The 18,930-nt window shown below is 65.5% G+C and carries 21 protein-coding genes; 5 read left to right on the top strand and 16 right to left on the bottom strand.

Going from position 1 to position 18,930, the window contains the following annotated elements:
* Positions 1 to 25: 25 nt before the first annotated feature.
* Positions 26 to 1,390 carry an FAD-dependent oxidoreductase gene (locus IC761_RS03525; protein ID WP_195801916.1) on the bottom strand — a complete coding sequence of 455 codons (1,365 nt, stop codon included), beginning with the start codon at positions 1,388 to 1,390 and terminating at the stop codon, positions 26 to 28.
* A 111-nt stretch (positions 1,391 to 1,501) separates the two neighbouring features.
* Here IC761_RS03525 and IC761_RS03520 point away from each other — a divergent pair, with 111 nt between their 5' ends.
* Positions 1,502 to 2,386, top strand: coding sequence for a LysR family transcriptional regulator (locus IC761_RS03520; RefSeq protein ID WP_195801915.1), 885 nt, complete (start codon positions 1,502 to 1,504; stop codon positions 2,384 to 2,386).
* Between the two features lie 129 nt (positions 2,387 to 2,515).
* Here IC761_RS03520 and IC761_RS03515 read toward each other — a convergent pair whose 3' ends face one another.
* Positions 2,516 to 3,319 carry an enoyl-CoA hydratase-related protein gene (locus IC761_RS03515; RefSeq protein ID WP_195801914.1) on the bottom strand — a complete coding sequence of 268 codons (804 nt, stop codon included), beginning with the start codon at positions 3,317 to 3,319 and terminating at the stop codon, positions 2,516 to 2,518.
* Positions 3,320 to 3,475: 156 nt separating this feature from the next.
* Between IC761_RS03515 and IC761_RS03510 the strand changes: the two genes are divergently transcribed.
* Positions 3,476 to 4,450, top strand: a complete 975-nt coding sequence (locus tag IC761_RS03510) for a ketopantoate reductase family protein (protein WP_195801913.1) — start codon at positions 3,476 to 3,478, stop codon at positions 4,448 to 4,450.
* A gap of 3 nt (positions 4,451 to 4,453) precedes the next feature.
* Here the strand turns inward: IC761_RS03510 and IC761_RS03505 are convergent, their stop codons facing one another.
* Both IC761_RS03505 and IC761_RS03500 read right to left on the bottom strand, forming a co-directional pair.
* Positions 4,454 to 5,131: an alpha/beta hydrolase family protein gene (locus IC761_RS03505; RefSeq protein ID WP_438265080.1), complete on the bottom strand. Its 678-nt coding sequence runs from the start codon at positions 5,129 to 5,131 to the stop codon at positions 4,454 to 4,456.
* Between the two features lie 87 nt (positions 5,132 to 5,218).
* A complete protein-coding gene (locus IC761_RS03500) occupies positions 5,219 to 5,875 on the bottom strand; it encodes a TetR/AcrR family transcriptional regulator (RefSeq protein ID WP_195801912.1) in 657 nt (218 codons plus the stop codon).
* A gap of 75 nt (positions 5,876 to 5,950) precedes the next feature.
* On the opposite strand from IC761_RS03500, the gene IC761_RS03495 reads away from it, so the two are divergent.
* Both IC761_RS03495 and IC761_RS03490 read left to right on the top strand, forming a co-directional pair.
* Entirely contained in the window at positions 5,951 to 6,895 is a 945-nt protein-coding gene (locus IC761_RS03495; RefSeq protein ID WP_246791431.1) for an SDR family NAD(P)-dependent oxidoreductase, read from the top strand.
* A gap of 134 nt (positions 6,896 to 7,029) precedes the next feature.
* Positions 7,030 to 8,175 (top strand): acyl-CoA dehydrogenase family protein, encoded by a 1,146-nt coding sequence (locus tag IC761_RS03490; protein ID WP_195801911.1) that lies wholly within the window; start codon positions 7,030 to 7,032, stop codon positions 8,173 to 8,175.
* 40 nt (positions 8,176 to 8,215) lie between these two features.
* Here IC761_RS03490 and IC761_RS03485 read toward each other — a convergent pair whose 3' ends face one another.
* The 11 genes from IC761_RS03485 to IC761_RS03435 form a co-directional block, all read right to left on the bottom strand.
* The gene (locus IC761_RS03485; protein ID WP_210338513.1) at positions 8,216 to 9,043 is read right to left on the bottom strand and encodes an alpha/beta fold hydrolase; all 828 of its coding nucleotides are present in this window, start codon (positions 9,041 to 9,043) and stop codon (positions 8,216 to 8,218) included.
* Entirely contained in the window at positions 9,040 to 9,231 is a 192-nt protein-coding gene (locus IC761_RS03480) for a hypothetical protein (RefSeq protein WP_195801910.1), read from the bottom strand. The genes IC761_RS03485 and IC761_RS03480 overlap by 4 nt, the downstream gene beginning before the upstream one ends.
* A 24-nt stretch (positions 9,232 to 9,255) precedes the next feature.
* On the bottom strand, positions 9,256 to 9,810 hold the full coding sequence (locus IC761_RS03475) for a nuclear transport factor 2 family protein (protein ID WP_195804537.1): 555 nt from the start codon (positions 9,808 to 9,810) through the stop codon (positions 9,256 to 9,258).
* 5 nt (positions 9,811 to 9,815) lie between these two features.
* The gene (locus IC761_RS03470; protein ID WP_195801909.1) at positions 9,816 to 10,349 is read right to left on the bottom strand and encodes a flavin reductase; all 534 of its coding nucleotides are present in this window, start codon (positions 10,347 to 10,349) and stop codon (positions 9,816 to 9,818) included.
* Positions 10,346 to 11,356, bottom strand: a complete 1,011-nt coding sequence (locus tag IC761_RS03465) for a PDR/VanB family oxidoreductase (protein ID WP_246791430.1) — start codon at positions 11,354 to 11,356, stop codon at positions 10,346 to 10,348. Before IC761_RS03465 ends, IC761_RS03470 begins: the two co-directional genes overlap by 4 nt.
* A complete protein-coding gene (locus IC761_RS03460; RefSeq protein WP_195801908.1) occupies positions 11,334 to 11,828 on the bottom strand; it encodes an aromatic-ring-hydroxylating dioxygenase subunit beta in 495 nt (164 codons plus the stop codon). Before IC761_RS03460 ends, IC761_RS03465 begins: the two co-directional genes overlap by 23 nt.
* Positions 11,825 to 13,099: an aromatic ring-hydroxylating oxygenase subunit alpha gene (locus tag IC761_RS03455; RefSeq protein WP_195801907.1), complete on the bottom strand. Its 1,275-nt coding sequence runs from the start codon at positions 13,097 to 13,099 to the stop codon at positions 11,825 to 11,827. Before IC761_RS03455 ends, IC761_RS03460 begins: the two co-directional genes overlap by 4 nt.
* Before the next feature lie 37 nt (positions 13,100 to 13,136).
* Positions 13,137 to 13,949 (bottom strand): ABC transporter permease, encoded by an 813-nt coding sequence (locus tag IC761_RS03450; protein ID WP_195801906.1) that lies wholly within the window; start codon positions 13,947 to 13,949, stop codon positions 13,137 to 13,139.
* Complete coding sequence (locus IC761_RS03445) at positions 13,946 to 14,740, bottom strand: ABC transporter ATP-binding protein (RefSeq protein WP_210338512.1); 795 nt, start codon at positions 14,738 to 14,740, stop codon at positions 13,946 to 13,948. Before IC761_RS03445 ends, IC761_RS03450 begins: the two co-directional genes overlap by 4 nt.
* A gap of 5 nt (positions 14,741 to 14,745) precedes the next feature.
* Entirely contained in the window at positions 14,746 to 15,687 is a 942-nt protein-coding gene (locus tag IC761_RS03440) for an ABC transporter substrate-binding protein (RefSeq protein ID WP_195801904.1), read from the bottom strand.
* Between the two features lie 70 nt (positions 15,688 to 15,757).
* Positions 15,758 to 16,942, bottom strand: a complete 1,185-nt coding sequence (locus IC761_RS03435) for an acyl-CoA dehydrogenase family protein (RefSeq protein ID WP_195801903.1) — start codon at positions 16,940 to 16,942, stop codon at positions 15,758 to 15,760.
* A 96-nt stretch (positions 16,943 to 17,038) separates the two neighbouring features.
* On the opposite strand from IC761_RS03435, the gene IC761_RS03430 reads away from it, so the two are divergent.
* Positions 17,039 to 17,953 carry a LysR family transcriptional regulator gene (locus tag IC761_RS03430; protein ID WP_195801902.1) on the top strand — a complete coding sequence of 305 codons (915 nt, stop codon included), beginning with the start codon at positions 17,039 to 17,041 and terminating at the stop codon, positions 17,951 to 17,953.
* A 32-nt stretch (positions 17,954 to 17,985) separates the two neighbouring features.
* On the opposite strand, the gene catA is transcribed toward IC761_RS03430, so the two are convergent.
* Complete coding sequence (gene catA, locus IC761_RS03425; RefSeq protein WP_195801901.1) at positions 17,986 to 18,915, bottom strand: catechol 1,2-dioxygenase; 930 nt, start codon at positions 18,913 to 18,915, stop codon at positions 17,986 to 17,988.
* Positions 18,916 to 18,930: the final 15 nt, after the last annotated feature.

Here is an 18,930-nt window from a genome sequence, read left to right as displayed (position 1 = left end):
CTCCGTCGTCGCTGTTTGCAGTCCGTTACAGTCCTTCCGGCACGGGCTGATCCCGTCCGATGAAGGCGCCCTGTTGTTTCAACGTTTCCTGCAATTTTTCAATGGGGATCTCACGTGGAATCCGGTTTCCGGAGAGTGCGAGCGCCGCGGCGGAACCGGCCGCCTCCCCCATCACGAAACAGGCACCGGAAACCCGCGCGGCCGATTGGCCCTCATGGGTCATGGAGGCGCAGCGACCGGCGACCAGCAGATTGTCAACGCCCTCGGGCACCAGCATTCGGTAGGGCAATTCGTTATAGCCGCGCGATTCCGGGATCGGCGGGAAGGTGAAGACGACGTCGCCGGGAACATGGGCCTCGATCGGCCAGCCATTGACGCCAATGGAATCGTCGAACGAGGCGCAAGTCAGCACGTCCTCGCCGCTGAGCTGGTAGCCACCCTTGATGCGGCGGGTCTCGCGGATGCCGAGCTGCGGCGGGAGGTCGACGATGTAGGACTTTTCAAAGCCCGGGACAGTGCGCAGGAATTCGAACGCTGCGAGCGCCTGCTTGCGGCCCTCGATCTCGCCGCGGGTGAGATCGTCGGGCTCGACGCCGTTGATGGCGTGACCGTCTTCGCGCGCCACCTGGGTAAAGTTCACCCGCCATTCGATGCCGGACTTTTGCGGCCGCACGATCGCGCTTTTCCGCGGAAACTTGTGCGTGCCGGCGGCCTGCGCCTTTTCCATCAATTGCGGGATGGTGCGCCAGGCATCGCCTGCCTTCTCGGGGTCGATGCCGTTGAGGCGGAGCATCATCGACGGGTAGAGCGGATGGCCGTGCTCGTCGCCGATTTCAAACGGCGCGCCGGCCCACACGGCGAGATCGCCGTCGCCGGAGCAGTCGATGAAGATCTCGGCCCGCACCGCTTGGCGACCGGCCTTGGTCTCGACCATCAGCGCGTCGATGCGGCCGCTATCGCCCATTACCACGCCCGCCCCGAGCGCGTGGAAGAGGATATGTACCTTGTGACTGGCGAGCAACTCGTCGGCCGCGATCTTGTAGGCCGCGGTGTCATAGGCCTGGGCAAAGACCTTGCCGAGGATCAGATGCGGCGCGTTGAGACCGTTGAGCCGGTCGATTCGCGCCAGCAGCTCAGATGCCATACCCTGCACCAGCCGATGGGCCTGACCGTAGACATTCCCATGCAGTCCGCAGAAATTGGTGACGCCTGCTGCCGTCCCCATGCCGCCGAGAAAACCGTAGCGCTCGATCAGCAGCGTCTTGCGCCCCGCGCGCGCGGCGGACGCCGCCGCCACGATGCCGGCGGGGCCGCCGCCGAGGACTGCGACTTCATACTCACCATAGAGCGGCACCTGGCGTGCCGGTTCTTCGATCGTCGTGGCCCGCATGGCGCGTCCCTTCCCGAAATCTCTTGCTTGGCGGCGACTATGAATTAACGCAGAGCAGGCTACAATCCATCAAAATAAGCGATCAGCTTTCGCGAATCGCGAAAGGTCGAGATGGACATTCTGGTGAACCTTCAGGCGTTCCTCGCCACCGCTGACACGGCCGGCTTCTCTGCCGCCGCGCGAAAGCTCAATGTGTCCACTTCGGTCGTGGCCAAGCGCGTCACGCAGCTGGAAGCACGGATCGGCACGCCGCTGTTTCACCGGTCGACCCGGCAATTGCGGCTGACCGACGCCGGCCAGCGCTATGTGCATCGCGCCCGGGGCGTCGTCACCGATGCCACCGATTTGCTGTCGCGCATGGGCGAGAAAGGCCACGACCTGGTCGATCACCTCCGCATCAAGGCGCCGACCTCGCTGACGGTGGCGCGGCTTGCGGATGCTTTCAGCGTATTCCAGACCCAGAACCCGCGATTGAAGCTCGATATCGTGCTGATCGACCGCCCGGTCGATCCGGTCACGGAAGGATTCGACATCGCCATCGGCGCCTTTCCGCATTCCTTCGGCGGAGTGGTCGACGAGCCGCTCTGCGCACTGAAACGGCTGCTCTGCGCCTCGCCTTCCTATTTGAAGAAGCACGGCACCCCAAGACATCCGCGCGACCTCGTCGAGCATCGCTGCCTCAGCTTCCTGCCGACCGGACCGGAATGGATCTTCGACGGGCCCCGCGGCCGCATCAGCATCCAGGTCAGCCCGCTGCTCTCGTCCAACGAGGGTCACGTGCTGGCGCGCAGTGCGATCGCCGGCAACGGCATCGCGCTGATCTCGCATTATCTCGTTGCGGATGCCCTGCGCGACGGCGCGCTCAAGCCGGTGCTGCGCGATTTCCCGATTCCGGAATTGTGGGTGAAGGCCGCGATCCCCGAGCGCAGGCGCAACGCGGCCGCGGTGCAGGCGCTGCTAGCGTTACTGAAAACGTCACTCGCGCCGTCGCTGTGAAGGGCGTCAAGTATGCGGTCCCGGTGGCCGTAGCCCGCATGGAGCGAAGCGGAATGCGGGGATGCCGGCCCCGGATTGCGCTTCGCTCCTTCCGGGCTACAGTTGCAGTATCTGCTGGGCAGGCAACGCTCAGCCTTTCCCACCTCCCCAATTCGCCGCGCGTTTCTCCGCAAACGACGCCAGCCCCTCCGCCGCCTCCGCGCTCTGGCGCTTCAGCGAGTGCAGTTGCACGAGCCGCGCATAGGCCGCATCGTCCACGGCCATGCCGCCGAACGAGCTCTCCAGCGCCAGCCGCTTGGTCTCGGCCATCGCCTCAGGGCCGTTGGCCAGCAGCTGGTCGACCACCTTGCTGCCAGCGGCTTCGAGATCGGCGAGCGGTACCACCTCATGGACGAGGCCGATGCGGCGGGCGTCCTCAGCGCCGAAACGTTCGCCGGTGAGCGCGTAACGGCGGACTTGCCGTACACTAATGGCGTCGCAGAGCTGCGGGATGATGATCGCAGCCGTCAGCCCCCAGCGCACCTCGGTGATCGAGAACAGGGCGTTGTCCGCCGCGATCACGACGTCGCAGGCCGCAATGACGCCGGTACCGCCGCCAAAGCAACCGCCCTGCACCAGCGCGACCGTCGGGATCGGCAGGGTGTTGAGCCGCTGCACCGCCTCGAAGGTCGCCTGGGACGCCGCCTCGTTGGCCTCGGCGGACTGCGGCCGCACGCTATTGATCCATTTGAGGTCGGCGCCGGCCTGAAAATGCTTGCCGTTGCCCCGTAGCACGACGATACGGAGATTGGGCTTCTTGCCCAGATCATCCATCGCCGCGAGGACGCCGGCGATCAGTGCACCGTCATAGGCGTTGTTGACCTCCGGCCGGTTGAGCGTGACGGTCGCGACGCCGCGTTCGTCGAGGGTCCACAGGACGGGGTTGGCGGTCATCGGCGATCCTCCGGTCATACTGACTGCCGCGCACTATGGACGAGGCGATACATCCCGATCCATATCTTTCCGGCGTGGGGCGGTCGCGCCCATCGCATGGCGGCTTGTGTCATGCTGCCGCCGGGCGACGACAGGGATCAGGGACGGGACATATTTATGCGCATCTGCATTTTCGGCTCGGGCGCCGTCGGAAGTCATCTCGCAGTCAGGCTTGCACGCGCCGGCCACGAGGTCGCGTGCGTGATGCGCGGCGCGCATCTCGAAGCGGTGCGCGCGAACGGACTGAAGCTGCGCGTGGGCGATTCTGAGGTCACCGCCAAGGTGAACGCCTCCGGCGACCCGGCCCAGCTCGGTCCGCAGGACGTGGTGATCTCGACGCTGAAGGCGACCGGGCTCCAGGGGATGGTGTCCAGCATCAAGCCGCTGCTGCAAGATGACACCGCGATCGTGTTCGCCCAGAACGGCATTCCCTGGTGGTACGGTATCGGCCTGCCGCCGCGGCACCCGACGCCGCCCGATATTTCCTTCCTCGACCCGGGCGGGCGTTTGCGCGCCTGCATCCCGAAGGAGCGGATCATTGGCGGCGTCGTCTTCTCCTCCAACGAGGTGATCGCGCCCGGCGTGGTGCAGAACCTGACCCCGGACCGCAACCGCCTCCTGATCGGTGAATGCGACGACCGCAATTGCGAGCGCATCACAAAGCTCCGCGGCGTGCTGAACGATGCGCGGCTGGAATCGCCACCGGTCGCAGAAATTCGCGAGGCAATCTGGTCAAAGCTCCTGACCAACATGTCGCTGTCAGTGCTGTGCCTGCTCACCGGCCAGACCGCACGCGGCGTCCGCGACGACCCGGCCTTCGCCGAGGTCATTCCGCGCATGCTGACCGAGGCCAACGACATCGCCCAGCACTTCATCCCCGAGGTCAAGCGCGTCACGCGCAGTGGCCCCGCCCCCAATCACAAGCCCTCGCTGCTCCAGGATTACGAGCTCGGCCGCGCCATGGAGATCGACGTGCTGGTGAAGGCGCCCGCCGCCTTCGCGCGCACCGCCGGCCTGTCAACGCCGACGCTCGACCTGATCGCAGCACTCGCGATCCAGAAGGCTCGCGACAAGGGGCTTTATTCGGCCTGAGTTTTAGCCGAGTGCGTCGATCCAGGCCGCGAGCGTATCGAGTACCTCTGTTAATGCTTCTTCGTTGGTCCGGCCGGACTTTTTCAACACTGCGAAGGAGTGATCGCCGCCTTCGACCTCATGCAGCGTCGCCTTCGCCCCGAGACCTTCGACGACGGGCTTGAGGAGGCCGAGATCGGCGAGCCCGTCGCGCGTACCTTGCAGGAACAGCATGGGGATGCCGACGCCGCCGAGATGCGCAGCGCGCTCCGTCGACGGCTTTTTGTCGGCATGCAAGGGAAAGCCGAGAAAGGCGAGCCCTTTGATATCGGGCAATGGCGCCTTGGACTGCGCCTGCGATGTCATGCGCCCGCCGAACGATTTTCCGCCCGCGACGAGCTTCAGTCCAGGGCACAGCCGTGCCGCCTCCTCGACCGCCGCGCGGATGGCGGCGTGCGCGACCGCCGGCTGGTCGGCCCGGCCCTGCTTGTTCTCCATGTAGGGAAAATTGAAGCGGAGCGTCGCGATGCCGCGATCGGCAAGACCCGCAGCGATCTTCTCCATGGATGCATGCCGCATCCCCGCACCCGCGCCATGCGCCAAAACGTAGCAGGCGCGCGCATTGTCCGGCTGCATCAGGATCGCGGAGACCGTGCCGATGCGCGCAATGTCGAGCTTGAGCTCAGTCGCCTTGGCCATCATGACGCGTTCGACCCTCGATCTTCACTAAGAGCTTTGTTTTGAGCGCTTTCTTCACGCGAACCGGTATCCACTTCGCTGGAAAACGCTCTAGCGGGACGCGCCGCTCGCTGGCCAGAGATAGTTCAGGACGTGATTGAGCGTCGTCATGATCTCGCGGTATCCGGCCTCGTTCCTCACTGAACCGAATTTGTCTTCCAGGGCAAGCTTGGCAAAGCCGTGAACGGTTGACCAGGCTGCCGCAGCCGCGGTCTTCGCCTGGCTCGGCGTCCCGCCGACAAGCTCGGCGATGATGATCTCGAACTCGCGGCCGGCCGCCCTGCTCGCCTGCCTGAGGCGCGAATCGTCGGCGACGAGGCGCTTGTTGGCAAACATCATCTGGAAGCGGCCGGGATGCTTCAGCGCGAATTCGACATAGGCCAGACCCTGAGCGTGGAGCTTTGCGCGCGCATCCTGCTTGCGGGACGCAGCGTCCCGCAACGCGTCGGCAAGCGCATCATAGCCGCGGATCGCCACCTCGGTCAGCAGGCCCTGCGCATTGCCGAAATGATGCGACGGCGCGGCCGGGGACACGCCGGCGCGGCGGGCGGCCTCGCGCAGCGTGAAACCCTCGGCGCCACGCTCGGCGAGAATGGCTTCGCTGGCCGCGATCAGCGCTTCCTGAAGCTCACCATGATGATAGCCGGCCTCCGGCTTCGGAACCTTGTGGCTCGACCTGGTGCGCGCGGACGCGATCGGTTTCGTCATGCGTAAACTTGACACTGTTCAGATTGGGGGTTATTTATCTTAACACTGTTTAGATTGACTCGCCGGGAGTTCGAAATGGCCGAAATGCAGCATAGCACCGCACTCCCGCGCGTAAAGCGGCGTCATCTCGTCGGCAGCGCCGCGCTGGGCATGCTCGCAAGCGCCGTCGGCGGCCTTGCCGGCGGCATCGCGCTCGGCCAGGGCGCGACGCTGCCGCAGCAGAAGCCGAGCGGCAGGCGCCGCTTCGCCGACAAGGCCATCATCGTGACAGGGGGCACCTCCGGCATCGGCCGCGCCGCCGCGCTGATGTTCGCTGCCGAAGGTGGCAAGGTCGTGTTCTGCGGACGCAATGTCGAACGCGGGGCGAAGGTGGAAGACCTGATCAAGGCGGGCGGCGGCGACGCCGCGTTCGTCCGGGCCGACGTCCGCAACGAGGCCGAGGTCAAGGCGCTGGTCGACAAGACGATCGATCTTCATGGCCGGCTCGACGTGGCCTTCAACAATGCGGGAATCTCCATCGAAAAGCCGCTGCATCAGTACAGCGCGGCAGAATTCGATGACGTGATCAATACCGACCTGCGGGGTGTGTTCCTGTCGATGAAGTACCAGATTCCACACATGCTGGAGAAGGGTGGATCGATTGTCGTCACCTCGTCGTCCAACGCCATCGCCACCACGGCGAAGCGCTCGGCCTATTCCGCGGCCAAGCGCGGGCTTGTCGGCATGGTTCAGGCCGCGGCACTCGAATATGCCCAGTATGGCATCCGCATCAATACGCTGATCCCCGGCACCACGGACACGCCGTTCATCCGCAGGCTTGCCGGCATGGAAAATCTCCCCGATGCGGCCTGGCACGTGGCCATCGCGCAATGGGCCAAGATCCACGTGCCGGGGATGCAGCGCGTGGCCACCGCGGAGGAAATTGCAGCCTTCGCGCTCGTGCTCGCCTCGGACGATCATCCCTACACGACGGGCGGCCAGTTCGTCGTCGACGGCGGCAAAACCGCGCAGGCGGGATAGCGCATCTGCCGGCGCAGCCTCAAGACACAATCATTGGCAGCTTCGGCAGGCGTAGCACGGCGGCAGGCTTGCGCCCACGTCCGACCTTGTGGCACGGCTGAGCGGGCACATCGCCATCAACGATCGAGGCCGCCATGTCCTACCGCTCCTCCTGGATGACAGAAGAGCTCGATGTCTTCCGCGACCAGTTCCGGAAATATCTCGCCAGGGACCTGGCGCCGCACGCCGAGAAATGGCGCGAGCAGAAGATGGTCGACCGCTTCGCCTGGCGCGGGCTCGGCGAAATGGGCGCGCTGCTCGCCAGCGTGCCGGAGGAATATGGCGGCCTCGGCGCGACCTTCGCCTATGACGCCGCCGTGCTGGATGATCTCGAAAGCACGGTGCCGGAGCTGACGACCGGCGTCTCCGTGCACAGCGCCATCGTCGCGCACTACATCCTCAACTACGGCTCGGAGGAGCAGAAGAAGCGCTGGCTGCCGAAGATGGCCTCAGGCGAGATGGTCGGCGCCATCGCCATGACCGAGCCCGGCACCGGCTCGGATTTGCAAGCGGTCAAGACCACCGCGAAGAAACAGGGCAATTCCTACGTCATCAACGGGCAAAAGACTTTCATTACCAACGGCCAGGCCGCCGATCTCGTGGTCGTCGTCGCGCGCACCGGAGAGGCGGGCGCCAAGGGCATTTCACTGATCGTCGTCGAGACCTCAGGCGCCGACGGCTACAAGCGCGGGCGCAATCTCGACAAGATCGGCCTGCACGCCTCCGACACGTCGGAATTGTTCTTCGACAATGTCACGGCGCCGCCGGAAAACCTGCTCGGCAAGGAGGAAGGCCAGGGCTTTGTCCAGCTGATGCAGCAATTGCCGCAGGAGCGGCTTGCGCTCGCGGTCGGCGCTGTCGCCTCGATGGAGCGCGCCGTCAAGCTCACCGCCGAGTACACCAAGGAGCGGAAGGCGTTCGGCAAGCCGCTGATGGATTTCCAAAACACCGCCTTCACGCTTGCCGAGCGCAAGACGGAAGCGATGATCGCGCGCGTCTTCGTCGACTGGTGCATCGAGCGCCTGGTCGCGAAGGACCTCGACACCGTCACGGCGTCGATGGCGAAATATTGGTGCTCGGACAAGCAGGTGCAGACCGCCGACGAATGTCTCCAGCTGTTCGGCGGCTATGGCTACATGCAGGAGTACCCGATCTCGCGCATCTTCATCGATTCCCGCATCCAGAAGATCTATGGCGGCACCAACGAGATCATGAAGCTTTTGATCGCCAGATCGCTTTAATCAGGTCGCTGCAGGCCGCGCCGCGGTTCTCTCCTCACGGCTACGGCGGATAGTGCCGCTCCAGGAAGGCAAGCGCGGCCGAGGCCAGCTCTTCCGGCATCTGGTTCGGAAACGGCACCATCCCGCCCGCAATCTCGACCAGGCTCGCACCGGCGATCGCGCCCGCCACCTTGCGGGCAACGGGAAAGGCATGGGGATCGGCGGTCGGCGCGATGATGCGGGTCGGACACGCGACCAGCGGCAGTCGCTGCTCCATCACATAGCGATTGACGACATGGTGGCCTTCGGCGGCCAGCCGGCCCGCCTTGAGGGCATCGATCACGAAGCGTTCGAGCAGGTCGATGTCGCCGTCCGGATAATCCGGCTGACGCATCCGCCAGAGGCTGAGGAGATGACTGCCATCTGCCGTGCGCGTCGCCTCGTCGACCACCGGCTTGCCGGCCTTTTGCATCCTTCGCTCGGCATCGACATAGGGCGACGCCGACAGCACCATGGCCGCAATCCGTTCGGGTCGCGACGCCGCCATCTCGATGGCGATGGCCGCGCCGGTGTGATGGCCGAGGACCGCCACCTCGCGGAGGTCGAGCGCGTCCAGCAAGTCGAAGGCGCAGGCCGACCAGGCCTCGATCGAGTTCTCCGCGAACGGCAGCGCATCGGAGTCGCCGAAGCCGACGGTGTCCATCGCGATAGCACGGTAGCGGGTGCCGAGACGCGGCAGCACCTCGCGGAATTCGTCCCAGGACCGGGGCGTCTGGTGCAGCAGCAGCAGCGGCCTGCCGGCGCCGGCAGCCGCGATGTGGATTCGCGCCCGCGCTGTCGCAATGAAACGACGCTCGATGATTGCCGCGCCTGGGGCCATCGCGTTCATGACGATGCCGGAAGCGGCGAGGCTTGCGCAAGGAAGACGGCCTCAGGCATACCTTCAGCGCGGTCCTCGTCGCCGACATCGGCGATGCGCACCATCGGCATGCCGAAAGGATCGTTCCAGCGCTGGATCACAACGACCGTAAAGCCCTGGAACGCGTAGCTCTTCCACATCTCCGCCTGCGAAGTCATCGGCACCGTCCCGTCACTCACGCGTCACCGCATCAGCACGGAGCGATCCGGGATGTTGTTCGCCCAGCCGGGCGCGAGCGGCGCCACGAATACATTCTCCGTGCGCGTGCGCGCTACCTTCCAGACGCCATCGACCTTGCGGAACAGGTTGTTGAGCCGGCTGGAGCGGAGCAGCGAGGAGCCATCCGAGAAGATCCAGGGCTGGCAGTGCACCCATTGCCCGTCGGCTTCATTGCCGCGCACGTGGATCTGCTCCGAGGTCAGATAGTGCACGTTGAGCAGGAGGGCAGGATCGCGCTTCTGGCCCCAGAACGCCTGAAAATGCTCGCGCAGCGCGGCCTTGCCGACGCGACGGCCGAACTGGTTGTCGTAATAGGCGCCGACGCCCTCCCAAACCGCATCCTCGGTGTAGAGGCCGAGGATCAACTCGATGCGCTGGGCGTCGGTCTCGACGCCGAATTCCGGACAGGGCGTGTCGCACAGGAACATGTAGCGAGCCTGGATGCGGCGGATGTCGGCTTCGGCCTCCAGCATCGCCACGCGGTCCGAGAGCGAATTGATGACGGTTTCCAGGTTCATGCTGCTCACGCGCGGGCCTCGCTGGCTTGGGATTGCGGGATCGGACCGATGTGATGATAGGTCCGGTTGAAATAGATCAGTCCTTCCGGCTCGGCCGCCGCCACCATGTCCTGCACCTCGCAGAAGAACACGGTGTGCGTGCCGACCTCGGTCACCCCCACGATGCGGCAGTCGAGGCTGGCGGCGGCATCGGCCAGCGCCGGTGCGCCGGTGGCAAGCCGCTTCCAGGTCGCGTCGGCAAAGCGCTGATCGACGCTGAGCCCGGACCGGCCGAATTTGGCGGACAAATTCTCGTGCCGGCCGGCCAGGACGTTGACGCAGAGCGCGCCATTGGCCTTGAGCACGTCGTGCGCGCCGGCCTGTTGCCGCACGCAGACCAGCACGGTCGGGGGCGTGTCGGTCACGCTGCACACCGCGGATGCGGTCAGCCCGTGACGGCCGGCCGGCCCGTCCGTGGTCACGATGTTCACCGCGGCCCCGAGCCTCGCCATGGCATCGCGAAACCGCTTCTGGACGCCAGCTTCGGACAGACCGGTCATAGGTCGAGCACCAGTTCGGGCGTTTTCGATCGCGAACAGCACACCAGCATCTGGTCGTTTGCGGCCTTCTCTTCGTCGGTGAGGTAGACATCGCGGTGATCAGGCAGACCGGCAAGCACGTTGCACAGGCAGGTGCCGCAAATGCCCTCCTCGCAAGAGGTTTCGATCTTGACACCGGCCCTGGCGAGGGCGGCCACAATCGTGCTGCCGGCATCGACGGCGATGCGCCGGTTGCTGCGCGCAAGCACGACCTCGAACGCCTCGCCGGTACGATCGAAATCGGCCTTGAAATATTCGCGGTGGATCTGCGCCGCGCCGTAGCCGAGCCGTTCCGCCGCCGCGATGACGGAGGCCATGAATCCGTCCGGCCCGCAAACGTAGAGATGGACGTCATCGGCCGGCGGCGGAAGCTCGCGCGCGGGTTCGAAGCGCTGCGCCGCGGCGCCATCGTCGACATGCAGATGAACGCGATCGCGGAACGGCGCTTCCTGGAGTTCACTTGCGAACGCCGCCATTGCCGGCGACCGCACACAATAGTGCAGCGTGAAGTCGCCCGAGACATGGTGCAGACGATGCGCCATCGCGACCATCGGCGTAATGCCGATGCCGCCGCCGATCAGGATCGAGCGGCGCGCGTTGGCCGCGAGCGGAAAGAGATTGCGCGGCCTGCCGATCCGCACGGACGCGCCGGCACGGAAATCGGCATGAATCGCGCGCGATCCACCGCGGGAGGCAGCATCGAGCAGAATCCCGAGCCGGTAAGTGCTGGTGTCGGCGGGATCGCCGCAGAGCGAATATTGCCGCACCAGGCCGGGTGCAACCTCGACGTCAACATGCGCACCAGGTTCGAAGGGCGGCAGCGCGCCGCCGTCGGGATCGACGAGATCGAGCACGACGATACCGGAGGCCTGCTCTTCGCGCCGCGCGATCACGAGAGTGAGCGCCGCCTCCATTCCGGCAACAACCGGAGCGGCGACGGCCGCCTCAGAGAATGTAGCTGATACCACCGAGCGCCTCCGTCGAGTTGATCAGGCGGATGACCTTCAGGTCGATCTTGAGCGCGCCCTCGGCGCGGACCAGACGGTAGGTGAGATTGGCGGTGTAAGTTCGCGTGCGGCTGCGGCGATGCTCTGTCAGGATCTGGGCGCAGCGCAGCTCGCACCAGGTCTCGCCGGCCTCGAGAATCCGGAAGCGCGACAATTGTCGGATGGTGCGTGCCACGGGTGAGGCCGAGATCGACTGGCCGTTGAGCAAACGCTCGGTGCGCTTGCGCCGCATCTCGTGGTCGTCATAGGCGTAGTTGAGGCTGTTCTCGAAATCCGTCGCACCGGGATCGATCGGCACGACATAGCGCGCATCCGCCGTCCACAATGCGAGCCACTCCTCGTAGCAGGCATGGTCGAGCAGATCCGCCTCCAGGAAGACGAGCTGCATCGCCTCGTCGAGGCCAATGGCCGGAATCATCACGGGCGCATTCATGACGTTACCTCCATCATGGCCTTCCACTGCCGATAGGCTGCGCGCATGCCGGTTTCCGCGCTCACGTCGCTGCGGAGATGCCCGTCGGGCAACGCCTCCTCGCCTGCAAGCCCGCGGTTGAGCATCAGCCAGAGCTCCTTGCCGCCCTGCGCACCGTGCTGCACGCGATCCCACACCTCGGCGTCATCAGGGCTGCCGAAGCCCATCGGGCCCTGGAAGAATTCGTGGATGCGCAGGCGAGCGCGATTGGCGGCGGCAGGCCCTCCCTTCATCCCGAGCGCGACGTGCCTGACCTCGGTCTCGTCGACCGAGATCGGCTGAAGCACACGGAAGAACGCCGCCGAGCAGCCGAGATTCGGGAACAGGTTCAGGTTGAAGCCGGTACCGCCGACCGCACGCACGATCCGGCGCACCTCCTGATCGGGATGACCTTCGGCCGTGAGCTCCGCGGCGAGTGCCTCGAACTTCTTCGGGATCGGCGCCTCGAGATTGTCGTCGAGGTCGACCAGATCCGGCACCATGACCATCACGCTGTGGCCGTTGCCGAGATCCTCGACATAGCCGCCGTTGTTCATGATGTCCATCGTCGCGGCCGTCTCGCTGTCGGTCGCGGTCAGGAAGGCCTTGTGCACGAGCGGGAAGTGATAGGCGTCGGTCGTGTTCTCGAGTTGGATCTTCCAGTTGCCGGGGAAGCTGAACCTGTGCTCGCCGAGCGACGTCAGGGGATAGCCCGCGCCCTGCTTCATGAACAGGTCGATCCATTTCTTCGCGCCACCGAGAAAATCTGTCAGCGGCGCGATGTCGTCCTTGAAGGTCGCGAAGATCAGCCCGGCATATTCCTCGACGCGCAGCGACTTCAGCGGAAACTGCTTCTTGTCGATGGTTCCGGCATAGCCGGCCTCGTAGGGCAATCCGCGCAGCGAACCGTCGAGCGCATAACTCCAGCCATGATACGGGCAGACGAAGCTGTTGGTCTTGCCCTTGGCGACCTCGCACACCGTCGCCGCGCGATGCCGGCAACGGTTGACGTGCACGTGCACGACACCCTTGCGGTCGCGCACGACGATCACCGGCTGAAGGCCGACCATCGCCATCTTGAAATCGCCGGGCTCGGCGATTTCGCTGCCATGAGCAACCCAGACCCAGGTTCGCTCGAACACCCTGGCCATCTCGGCTTCGAAGATCGCGGGATCGGTGTACATGGTGGTGAGCGCGCGGTCGGCGTGCACCAGCGCCGCGTAGTCGGGCACCACAGGGGTCGCGATGTTCATCGTCAAATCCTCATCTCTCTCTGGCGAACGTCTCGCGTCAGGTCGTCGGCTGGTAGCGTTTCAGGAGCAGCGACACCGCAATCCGGAGCACGCGGTCGAACAGGTAGCCGAGCATGCCGAGCGCGAGGATGCCGACGAACACCCATTCGGTGCGGGCAAAATTCCGCGCCGTCCAGATCAGGGCGCCGAGGCCATTGTCGGCCGACACGATCTCCGCCGACACCACCGTGAGGAAGGAATTGCCCATGGCGATGCGCGCGCCGGTGACCATGAACGGCACGGTCGAGGGCAGGATCACCGTCAACAGCATCTGGAGCGGACCCGCACCGAGGCTTGCGGCCGCACGCAGCCGCAGCGGATTGACCGCCTGCACGCCGGCGATGGTGTTGAGCGTCACGATGAAGACGGTGGTGTAGAAGATCAGCGCCACCTTGGCCTGCTCGCCGGGGCCGAGCCAGATCACGGCCAGCGTGACGAAGGCAATCGGCGGGATGAACCGGAAGAACTCGATATAGGGGTCGAGAAATTGCCGGATCGGCGCAAAGCGCCCCATCACGATGCCAAGCGGAATGCCGACGGCGACGCCGAGCGCCCAGCCGCAGGCAATACGCGCCGAGGACGCCAGCACCGAGGCGACCAGCGTCCCGTCCGCCAGCAATTCCTTGGCGGCATCCCAGGTCGTGGCCGGCGACGGCAGGAACAAGGGAGAGCTGTAGCGCGACAGCATGTCCCAGACGAACAGGCCGCACAGGATCGAGACCACGGACGCGGCAATCCTGCTGAGCCGAGGCGACAGGCGCAAACGCAGCGAAGTCCGCTTGTTCGACGTCACTTGCACAGCCTCGCTCATGCCGCGACCTCCCCGACCGCAAGCCCCTGGGCGCGCAGCACGCGGGTGACTTCCGCGCCGATGTCGTCGCGGAGGCGGCGATAGAGCGCGAGGCTGGACGGATCGGCCGGATCACGCGGATGCGGCAGGCCGACCGTCTCGATCGTCTTGATGGTGGCGCGCGGGCCAGCGGTCATCGTCACGATACGGTCGGCGAGCAGGATCGCTTCCCAGATGTCATGGGTGACGAACACGATGGTGCAGCCGGTCGCGCGCCAGATCCGGTCGAGCTCGCGTTGCAGCACCTCGCGCGTCTGCGCATCGAGCGCTCCGAACGGCTCGTCCATCAGCACGACCGAGGGCTCGTTAACGAGCACGCGGGCGATCTGAGCGCGCTGACGCATGCCGCCTGACAAGGCATCAGGAAACTTGTCGGCGGCATGCGAAAGGCCGACCAGGGACAGGTAATGGTCGGCGAGCTCGGCGCGCTTGCGCGAGGAAACGCCCCTCAGGCGCGGACCGTATTCGACATTCTCGCGGACTGTCAGCCACGGGAACAGCGCCTCGGACGACTGGAAGACGACGCCGCGGTCAACGCCCGGGCCGTTGACGGCTTTCCCGGCCACGCGGATATGGCCGTTTGCGGGAACGAAGCCCGCAATGGCGTTGAGCAGGGTCGACTTGCCGCAGCCGCTGGGCCCCAGCAGGCAGACGAACTCCCCCGCGGCGATCTGGAGGTCGATCTGCGAGACGATCTCGTTGCCGTCGAGCGTCAGGCTGAGCTGGTTGATGGCGATGGATGAACCGGTCATGGACATCACGCCTTGTAGAAGCCGCGCTGGATGTAACGGCGGAAATCGACCACCGTCGGCGTCACCTTCTGGTCGGCCAGAAACGCCGCGATACCGTCATAGCTGGCAAAATCCGCGTCGGTGAAATCGCGCACGCCGGGATCCATGTCCTTCAGCGCATTGAGCGTCTGCGCGACCGGAATTTTCGTCACCGCCTGAACTGCGGCCGCGGCGCGCTGGGGGTCGCTGATGACGATCTCGCAGGATCGCGCAAGCACCTTGAGGATGCCGCGCGCCGCTGCGGCGTTGCCGTCGAACCAGCCGCCTGCCGCCGTGACCCACATCGTGTCGGTGTAGCCGGCGTCCTTGCTGGTCATCGCGACGTGCCCGCCCTGCTTGACGCCGTTGGTCGGCCATGGCTCCCAGGCAAAGAACGCGTCGATGTCACCGCGCGCCAGCAGCGCCGGCAATTCCGGCGGGCCGCTCTTCACCATCTGCACCGCGCCCGGAGCGAGTCCGATCTTCTTCATGGCAAGCAGGGTGCAGTACTCGCTGACCGAGCCGGCGACGATGCCGAACTTCTTGATCTTGTCGAGACCTTCGACGCCCTTCCCGGTCACCAGCTTGATGTAGCGGCCCGACTGGTAGACGATCGCGAGCGGCCGCAGCTCGGCGCGCGCAAAGCGCACCATGTGCGTGGGCTCGACGGCAGCGCCGAGGTGGACCTGCTGGGCGACCAGCGCGTTCAGCGCCTCGCCGCCGTCGGTGTAGAGCTGCACGACGACGTTGAGCTTCTCGGCTTCGAACATCTTCTCATGCGCGGCGAGATAGAACGAGGAGAAGACCGGGTCGGACCCGACGCCGATCTTGATCGGCGCGTCCTCCGCGCGCAGGTTCGTGGGGCGGATCGCAGCGGCGGCAAGCGTGCTCGCCATGAAGGCACGTCGGGACAGTGCGGGGAGTTTCATCTCATTGCCTCTCGGAACAGGGTTTCCGTGAAACCGATGCAAGCTGCGCACCACGTCATGCCAGATTGTTTCACGGGTAGGGCATCCCTGGCATGACCCCGGCAAAGAGAGCTCCGGCTGCTTCGTAGGTTCCCTCGCTGAGCGAGGCGTGCTGCGTCACGACCATGGAGTCGCGCACGATGCGTTGCAGCCGGTGTGATTTGTGGATCGCGGCCATGCCGGCAATGCGGTAGGCCTGCTGGACGATTTCGGCGGAGGTGTGCGCCGCGTGCGTTGCGCTGAGGCGCAGCAGGTTTTCGAGTTCGCGCGGAACCGGATCGCCGGCGAGCAGCACGTTCCACGCGCGCTCCGCGGATTCGTAGAAGAACGCGCGCGCGCTGCGCCAGCTGGCTTCGCCGCGCGCGAGCTCCGACTTGTAGTAGGAGCGATCGGCCAGTCGCGCCGCGCCCGGCATGATCTTGGCGCCGCCCGACATCTCGGTCACGACGTCGAGCGCCGCGCGGGCAAGACCGATATTGACGGCCGCGTGCACCTCGGCCTGATAGGACAGAGCGGGATAACGATAGAGCGGCTCGTCGACGAGACCCGGCGCTCCGCGCGCGCAGATCCAGTCGAGCGCATAGAACTTGTCGGTGACGCGGGTGTCGTGGCTGCCGGTGCCCTGCATCCCGACCACGTCCCAGTTCTCGACGATCTCGACTTCGTTCGCGCGCGCGACCGCCATATAGGTGGTGGCTTCCGGCTGCGTGGCGAGCAGTGGCCGGTCGGCCGAGATGCCGACGCCGATCCAGTCGGCGCCCATGCAGCCGCTCGCAAAGCGCCAGCGGCCGGTGACGCGCACGCCACCTTCGACCACGCGCGCCGGCTGAAGCGGATAGAGGCCGCCGGCATAGACCTGATCCGGCCCGTCGGCATAGATCAAGCGCTGGGTCTCGACCGGCAGCGCCGCAATATAGGTGTTGGCCGAACCGAAGGCGGCGACCCACGCCGCCGAGCCGTCGGCGACCGCGATCGTCTCGACCATGCGCAGAAACTCGGCCGGCGGCGACGCATTGCCGCCGAACCGCTTGGGAGTGCCCGCGCGAAAAATCCCGGCGCGCTTCATGCTGCGAATGATCTCGCGGGGGATGTGCGAGAGGCGGTCGAACTCGTCGCGGCGGGCAGCGATCTCGGCGACCAGATCCTGCAACGGTGTCGTTGCCGGTTCTGCCACCGTCTGGCGGGCCGCCATCGCAATTCCGGTATGATCCCGCATCGCCGCTCCACGTCCCGGCCGGGGCATCGTTGCTCCGGTCAGAACAGTTTTTAGAACGCATTGATCTAAGTCAAATTCATAGTCATAATCCGTACTATGAACAGTACTCATTCAGGGCTCGACCTCAATTTGTTGCGCGTGTTCCTGGCGATCTGGGACCTGCGCAATCTCACCATCGCTGGCGATCGGCTCGGACTGACCCAGCCCGCCATCAGCCACGCGCTGCGCCGCCTGCGCGATCATTTCGACGACCCGTTGTTCGTGCGCGCCGCCAACCGCATGCTGCCGACCGACGCAGCCATCCGCCTGCACGAGCCGCTCGATCAGGCCTTCGGCATCATCAACCGTGCGATCCAGGAGCGGGTCGCGTTCGATCCCGCGGTGACACAACGGGTGTTTCGCGTGGCAATGTCGGACGTCTCGGAGGTCTTCTATCTGCCGCGCCTCATGGCGAAGCTCGTGCGCATCGCGCCGGCAGTGCGGCTCGACGTCGTGCCGCTGGCGATGGACACCGTGATCGGTTCAATGCGCGCCGGCGAGGTCGATCTCGCGCTCGGCTACATCAAGAATCTCGAAGGAGAATGCGTCAGCACACCGCTGATCAACGACCGCCTGGTGTGCATGGTGCGCAGCGGCCATCCGATCGGGCGGGCGAAGCTCACCAAGGCCGGCTTTGTCAGCCTGCAATACGTCCACGCCGGCAGCAACGCGCCCGGCCACGCGATGATCGAGCAATGGCTTTCGGACAACGACATCAAGCGGCAGATCGCCGTGCGGCTCGGGCATTTCTCCGTCGCGCCCGAGATCGTGCGCGACAGCGATCTCGCCGTGATCTTCCCGGAAACCGTCGGGCGCGAGTTCTACAGCAAGCGGGACTTTCGCCTGCTCCAGCTTCCATTCGACCTCCCGCCGGTGGAGATCAAGGTCCACACCCATCCGCGCTTCGGAAGCGACGTCGGCATCAACTGGCTGCGCGACACCATGGTGGAGATGTTCGCACGCCGTCGTTGAGCGGGAGATCGCTTCCCGATGCGGCCGACGACTCAGGCCGCGACGGCATGCTCGCGCTGAACCACCGTTGCGGGCGCTCCGGCCACCTCGATCGTGATTCTGAAATCGAAGCCGATCCGCACGAACGGCTTGTTGAGCCCGGCCTTGTGGATCTCGGCAGCATCGCTGACACGCTCCACCGGCGGGATCAGGTCGTCGCGCGTGCCGAAGGCAAAGTCATCGTGCAGGTATTTGTCGCCGTCAATGTTGATCTGCGTCGTGAGCTGGCGGTAGCCCGGCGCCGTGACGAAGAAATGGATATGCGCCGGCCGCTGACCATGGCGGCCCATCCGGGCAAGCAGCGTCTCGGTGTTCGACCCGGGCGGACAGCCATAACCGGACGGCATGATGGAGCGGAAGCGATAGCGGCCATCGCGGTCGGTCTCGATCCGCCTGCGCAGATTGTAGGACGATTGCGGCGGGCCGAAGAAGGAGTAGAAGCCGAAGGAATTGGCGTGCCAGACGTCGACGATGGCGCCGGCGACCGGGTTGCCCGCCATGTCGAACACCTGGCCCTCCATGAACAGGATCTCGCCTTCGTCGGTGCCGTCGTCGAGACGGGCCTCGCCCCTAGCAAGCGGTGCGCCGGCGACGTAGAGCGGTCCTTCGATGGTGCGCGCGGTGCCGCCCGCAAGACCGGCGCGGCGCTCGGCTTCATCGAGCCGCAGGTCGAGGAAATGCTCCAGCGCCAGCCCCGGCACGATCAGGCCGAGCTCGTTGGCCTTGGCGGCCTCGCCGAGGTAGCCGACGCCGGCCCAGAATTCGTCCATGGAGATGTCGAGATCGTCGATCGCCACCATCAGGTCGTTGAGCAGGCGATTGACCACCTGCTTGAGGCGGGCACCACCGCCATCCTGATCGAGCCCTGCGGCCTTTGCGGCGAGTTCCTTGATGATCGTTCTGTTGATCAGGTTGGCTGGCATCGGCTTCCTCCTTGT

The sequence above is a fragment of the Bradyrhizobium commune genome (genome assembly GCF_015624505.1).
GTDB classification, from domain to species: Bacteria; Pseudomonadota; Alphaproteobacteria; order Rhizobiales; family Xanthobacteraceae; genus Bradyrhizobium; species Bradyrhizobium commune.
This window is presented reverse-complemented; position numbering and strand designations above follow the sequence as displayed.

Excerpts from the sequence above, each read along its gene's own strand:
- IC761_RS03525 (WP_195801916.1), bottom strand. The coding sequence starts at position 1,390 with ATGCGGGCCACGACGATCGAAGAACCGGCACGCCAGGTGCCGCTCTAT.
- IC761_RS03520 (WP_195801915.1), top strand. The coding sequence starts at position 1,502 with ATGGACATTCTGGTGAACCTTCAGGCGTTCCTCGCCACCGCTGACACG.
- IC761_RS03515 (WP_195801914.1), bottom strand. The coding sequence starts at position 3,319 with ATGACCGCCAACCCCGTCCTGTGGACCCTCGACGAACGCGGCGTCGCG.
- IC761_RS03510 (WP_195801913.1), top strand. The coding sequence starts at position 3,476 with ATGCGCATCTGCATTTTCGGCTCGGGCGCCGTCGGAAGTCATCTCGCA.
- IC761_RS03505 (WP_438265080.1), bottom strand. The coding sequence starts at position 5,131 with ATGATGGCCAAGGCGACTGAGCTCAAGCTCGACATTGCGCGCATCGGC.
- IC761_RS03500 (WP_195801912.1), bottom strand. The coding sequence starts at position 5,875 with ATGACGAAACCGATCGCGTCCGCGCGCACCAGGTCGAGCCACAAGGTT.
- IC761_RS03495 (WP_246791431.1), top strand. The coding sequence starts at position 5,951 with ATGGCCGAAATGCAGCATAGCACCGCACTCCCGCGCGTAAAGCGGCGT.
- IC761_RS03490 (WP_195801911.1), top strand. The coding sequence starts at position 7,030 with ATGTCCTACCGCTCCTCCTGGATGACAGAAGAGCTCGATGTCTTCCGC.
- IC761_RS03485 (WP_210338513.1), bottom strand. The coding sequence starts at position 9,043 with ATGAACGCGATGGCCCCAGGCGCGGCAATCATCGAGCGTCGTTTCATT.
- IC761_RS03480 (WP_195801910.1), bottom strand. The coding sequence starts at position 9,231 with ATGACTTCGCAGGCGGAGATGTGGAAGAGCTACGCGTTCCAGGGCTTT.
- IC761_RS03475 (WP_195804537.1), bottom strand. The coding sequence starts at position 9,810 with ATGAACCTGGAAACCGTCATCAATTCGCTCTCGGACCGCGTGGCGATG.
- IC761_RS03470 (WP_195801909.1), bottom strand. The coding sequence starts at position 10,349 with ATGACCGGTCTGTCCGAAGCTGGCGTCCAGAAGCGGTTTCGCGATGCC.
- IC761_RS03460 (WP_195801908.1), bottom strand. The coding sequence starts at position 11,828 with ATGAATGCGCCCGTGATGATTCCGGCCATTGGCCTCGACGAGGCGATG.
- IC761_RS03455 (WP_195801907.1), bottom strand. The coding sequence starts at position 13,099 with ATGAACATCGCGACCCCTGTGGTGCCCGACTACGCGGCGCTGGTGCAC.
- IC761_RS03450 (WP_195801906.1), bottom strand. The coding sequence starts at position 13,949 with ATGAGCGAGGCTGTGCAAGTGACGTCGAACAAGCGGACTTCGCTGCGT.
- IC761_RS03445 (WP_210338512.1), bottom strand. The coding sequence starts at position 14,740 with ATGACCGGTTCATCCATCGCCATCAACCAGCTCAGCCTGACGCTCGAC.
- IC761_RS03440 (WP_195801904.1), bottom strand. The coding sequence starts at position 15,687 with ATGAAACTCCCCGCACTGTCCCGACGTGCCTTCATGGCGAGCACGCTT.
- IC761_RS03435 (WP_195801903.1), bottom strand. The coding sequence starts at position 16,942 with ATGCGGGATCATACCGGAATTGCGATGGCGGCCCGCCAGACGGTGGCA.
- IC761_RS03430 (WP_195801902.1), top strand. The coding sequence starts at position 17,039 with ATGAACAGTACTCATTCAGGGCTCGACCTCAATTTGTTGCGCGTGTTC.
- catA (WP_195801901.1), bottom strand. The coding sequence starts at position 18,915 with ATGCCAGCCAACCTGATCAACAGAACGATCATCAAGGAACTCGCCGCA.